Below are 4,079 nucleotides of genomic sequence, written 5' to 3'. Positions count from 1 at the left end.
CCACGAGCGCCTCGCAGCCCTTGAGGAGCGGGCCGGCGATGGCCTTGCGATCCGCGTCCGAGTAGCCCTTGGGATCCGCGGCGGAGTAGGCGAGGTACAGGTCCTCCCACGCCTGGGTCTTGGCGAGCTGCTGGGCCTGCTGTGGCGAAGGCGCAGCCGTGAGGAGGAGGGCGAGGAGGAGGGGGCTCATGGGGCCCCAGTATGGCCGAGCCACCACGTGGGGTTGAAGGCCCCCCGCCCCGTCAGGTCTCCTCGGACACCTGCCAGCCCTGGCGGCCCAGGGCGTCCATCAGCTCCTGGATGTGGGAGCGGCCGGTGGTCTCCAGCGTCACCTCCACCATCACTTCGCCCAGGCCCGCCTTCTTGGAGAAGGCGCGGTTGTGGTGGATCTCCACCACGTTGGCGCGCTGCTCAGCGATCTGCGCCGTCAGCCGCGCGAGCATGCCAGGCCGATCCGGCATGCTCACCTCCAGCCGCACCAGGCGTCCGGCCTTCACCAGGCCGCGCTCGATGATGCGGCTGATGAAGTTCATGTCGATGTTGCCGCCGCCCAGCAGGATGACGACCTTCTTGCCGTTGGCCTTGGGCAGGTGGCCATTGATGAGGGCCGCCACCCCCACCGCGCCCGCGCCCTCCACCACGCTCTTCTCCTGCTCCAGCATCACGAGGATGGCGTTGGCGATCTCCTCCTCGTCCACGGTGACGACCTCGTCCACGTACTTGCGCACCATGGAATAGGTGATCTCGCCGGCCCGCCGCACCGCGATGCCCTCCGCGATGGTGGTGCCCGCGGGCAGCTCCACCACGTGCCCGGCCGTGAGCGAGGCCTTCATGCTGGCCAGGGCCTCCGTCTGCACGCCCACCACCTGGATGCGGGGGTTGGTCTCCTTGAGCGCGCAGGCGACGCCGGAGATGAGCCCTCCGCCGCCGATGGGCACCACCACCATGTCCGCGAACGGCGTCTGCTCCAGCAGCTCCAGCCCGATCGTCCCCTGCCCAGCGATGACGTGCGGATCATCGAACGGGTGGACGAAGACGAGGTTCTGCTCCTGCTGGATGCGCCGGGCCTCCGCGTAGGCCTCGTCGAAGTTGGTGCCCTTGAGGATGACATGAGCACCGTACTCGTCCCGCGTGCGCGACACCTTGATGAGCGGGGTGCGCTCCGGCATGACGATGGTGGCCTTCACCCCCAGCTTGAGCGCGTGGTAGGCCAGCCCCTGCGCGTGGTTGCCGGCGGAGGCCGCGATGACGCCGCGCGCCTTCTCCTCGGGGCTCAAAGTCAGCAGCTTGTTGAGCGCGCCGCGCTCCTTGAAGGCCCCCGTGCGCTGCAGGTTCTCCATCTTGAACCAGACAGCCGCACAGCCGGTCCGCTCCGTGAAGTAGTCCGAGGCGGGGCAGGGCGTGGGGCGGATGGCACCACGGATGCGCTCCCGAGCGGCGAGGATGTCCTGGAGGTTCACCATGGCGCGGCCCTTAGCGGATGCGGGGCGTGGACGGAAGGGGGCTGGGGAGGGAACGGTAGAAGCTACAGGGTGCGCCTGCTTGCTCTCCCGGTCTGGGGCCGGAGCTTCAGGTGGCGCTCAACGCCTCGTGTTACTGCATTCTGGGGACGTGTTGCATCCATCCCCCGGATTCCGAGTTGAGGAACGAATGGCCAGGGCCCACGGCAGTGACACCGGTCAGCAGGCGAAGAGCCCCGTGGCCTCTGACGTGAGTCCGCTGCCACCTCCCGCCGAGGCAACGAGCCCGCCCGAGGCTTGCTCCTCACGGGGGGAAACAGGGCTGGAGCCGCCACACTCCCTTCGGGAGATGCTGGCGGGGCTGGCGGATCCCCTGGGCCTGCTCGAAGGAATGTTCACCCACTCGCCGGTGCCGTACAGCCTCTTCGGGGTGGAGGGGGGCTGCCTTCTTACCAACCCCGCCTACCGCGAGATGTTCGGCCGCGAGCCGCCAGCCGCGTACAACGTCTTCCAGGACGAGGTGGCCGAGCGGCAAGGGCTCTCTGCGCTGCTGCGCCGCGCCTTCCAGGGGGAGACCGTCGAGACTCCCGTCGTCTGGTACGATCCGAAGGAGCTGGAGCACGTCCACGTGACAGGAGCTCGGCGCGTGGCCATCTCCTGCACCTGCTTCCCGCTGATGGGGCAGGGCGGTGAGATTCGCCACGTGGTGATCGCCTACAGGGACAGGACCGCCGAGTGGACGAGCCGGGATGAAGAGAAGGAGCGGCTGCAGCAGCTCACAGGAGAGCTGGCGGCGGAGCGGGCCCGGCTCAAGGCGGTGCTGGACAACATCCCAGCTGGGGTGCTGCTGGCGGAGGCTCCCAGCGGGCGCATCGTCCTGGGCAACGCGCAGGTGGAGCGCATCCTGTTCCACCCTGTGCTCCACTCCGCGAGCGTCGACCAGTATGACGAGTGGGTGGGCTTCCATCCGGACGGGCGCCGGGTGGAGGGGCGCGAGTGGCCCCTGGCACGGGCGCTCCTGGGCGAGACGGTGCCAGGCGAGGACTTCCTCTACCAGCGGGGGGATGGGACGCGGGAGTGGATCCGCGTGGGGGGCGCCCCCATCCGCCGCGATGGGCACATCACCGGCGGCGTCGTCGCGGTCTACGACATCCAGCATGAGAAGCGCGCCCAGGGGCGGCTGCGCGCCTTGGCGGACACCTCGACGGCCCTGGCTCAGGCCTCCACGGACTTCAGCGAGGCCCTGGAGGAGCTGGCCCGGCTGGCCTCCGCGGCGCTGGGGGAGTGCTGTGTGCTGACGCTGCTGGACGAGGAGAAGCACGCGCTGAACGTGGTGGCCACGTACCACCCGGATCCCGAGGCCCGGCAGCTCCTCAAGGACTCGCTGAATGCCGCCTATGACAACGAGGGTGGCAGCGCCATGCGTGTCGTGAAGACGGGCCGGCCAGTCCTGGTGGCCCGGGTTCCCCAGGAGGGGCTCCTCGAGTCCCTGGCTCTCCCCGCGCGTCCTTTCACGGCGCGCTATGGCCTGCACAGCGTGCTGGTCGTTCCGCTCCGCGCCCAGGGGGCCGTCATCGGGACGATGGGGGTCTCCCGGGGGCGGCCTGGGTGGCCCTACACGCACGAGGATCAGGACTTCCTCCAGGAGATGGCGGACCGGGCGGGGCTCGTCATCCAGAATGTGCGCCTGCTCAGGACAGCGCAGCAGGCCGTGCGGCTGCGCGATGATTTCCTCTCCATCGCCAGCCACGAGCTGAAGACGCCGCTCACGCCGCTCAGCCTCAAGCTCCAGTCCCTGGCGCGGATGGTGGGCTCGGAGCAGGGAGAGGTGCTGTCCCAGCGGCTGTCGCGCGACGTGGAGGCCATGCGCCGGCAGGTGAAGCGCTTGTCGGACTTGATCAGTGACCTGCTCGATGTGGCGCGCATCAGTGGGGGGCGCCTGAAGCTGGTGCTCGAGCAGGTGGAGCTCACGGGCCTGGTGCGTGAGGTGGCCTCGCGGTTCGAGCAGGAGGCCGAGCGCGCCGGGGGGAAGCTTACCGTGCGCGCCGCGGAGCCACTCGTCGGGCGATGGGATCGCCTGAGGCTGGAGCAGGTGGTGACCAACCTGCTGTCCAATGCCCTCAAGTACGGGCCCGGCAAGTCCATCTCCGTGGAGGTGGAGGGAGACGGGGAGCAGGCCCGGCTGACGGTGCGGGATGAGGGCATCGGCATCGAGCCGCAGCACCTGGCACGCATCTTCGAGAAGTTCGAGCGCGCCGTGTCCGAGCGCCACTACGGCGGGCTGGGGCTGGGGCTCTACATCACCCGGCAGATCGTGAGGGCGATGGGAGGGAGCATCACCGTGGAGAGCGTGCTCCAGCAGGGCACCGTCTTCACCGTTCAGCTCCCGCTGCGCGGCCCGAGCGAGGCCGCGTGAGCCCGCTCAGATGCCGCGCAGGACGGTGGCCTTGCCCACCCGGCCGATGGCGAGGATGAAGGCCGCGGTGCGCAGCGGCACCTTGCGCGAGCGCGCGATCTGCGTCACCCGCTCGTAGGACTCCTTGATTGTGCGCTCCAGCTCCGCGTTTACCCGATCCTCTTCCCACGCCAGGTTCTGGAGGTTCTGCACCCACTCGAAGT

At 69.3% G+C, this 4,079-nt stretch carries 2 protein-coding genes and 2 pseudogenes; 1 reads left to right on the top strand and 3 read right to left on the bottom strand.

What is annotated here, in order from left to right:
• Together VD972_RS09875 and VD972_RS09870 are read right to left on the bottom strand one after the other, a co-directional pair.
• Nucleotides 1-190 (bottom strand): annotated as a pseudogene (locus tag VD972_RS09875) (hypothetical protein); the annotation flags it as partial.
• Nucleotides 191-242: 52 nt separating this feature from the next.
• Nucleotides 243-1,463 carry a threonine ammonia-lyase gene (locus VD972_RS09870; protein WP_324984397.1) on the bottom strand — a complete coding sequence of 407 codons (1,221 nt, stop codon included), beginning with the start codon at nucleotides 1,461-1,463 and terminating at the stop codon, nucleotides 243-245.
• Between the two features lie 187 nt (nucleotides 1,464-1,650).
• On the opposite strand from VD972_RS09870, the gene VD972_RS09865 reads away from it, so the two are divergent.
• Nucleotides 1,651-3,876: a PAS domain-containing sensor histidine kinase gene (locus VD972_RS09865; protein ID WP_324984395.1), complete on the top strand. Its 2,226-nt coding sequence runs from the start codon at nucleotides 1,651-1,653 to the stop codon at nucleotides 3,874-3,876.
• A 6-nt stretch (nucleotides 3,877-3,882) separates the two neighbouring features.
• Here the strand turns inward: VD972_RS09865 and VD972_RS09860 are convergent.
• Nucleotides 3,883-4,079 (bottom strand): annotated as a pseudogene (locus VD972_RS09860) (glutamate dehydrogenase); the annotation flags it as partial.

This window comes from Hyalangium sp. (genome assembly GCF_035629615.1).
Lineage (GTDB): Bacteria > Myxococcota > Myxococcia > Myxococcales > Myxococcaceae > Hyalangium.
Note: the sequence above shows the minus strand (reverse complement) of the source record. Positions and strands in the feature narration are given on the sequence as shown.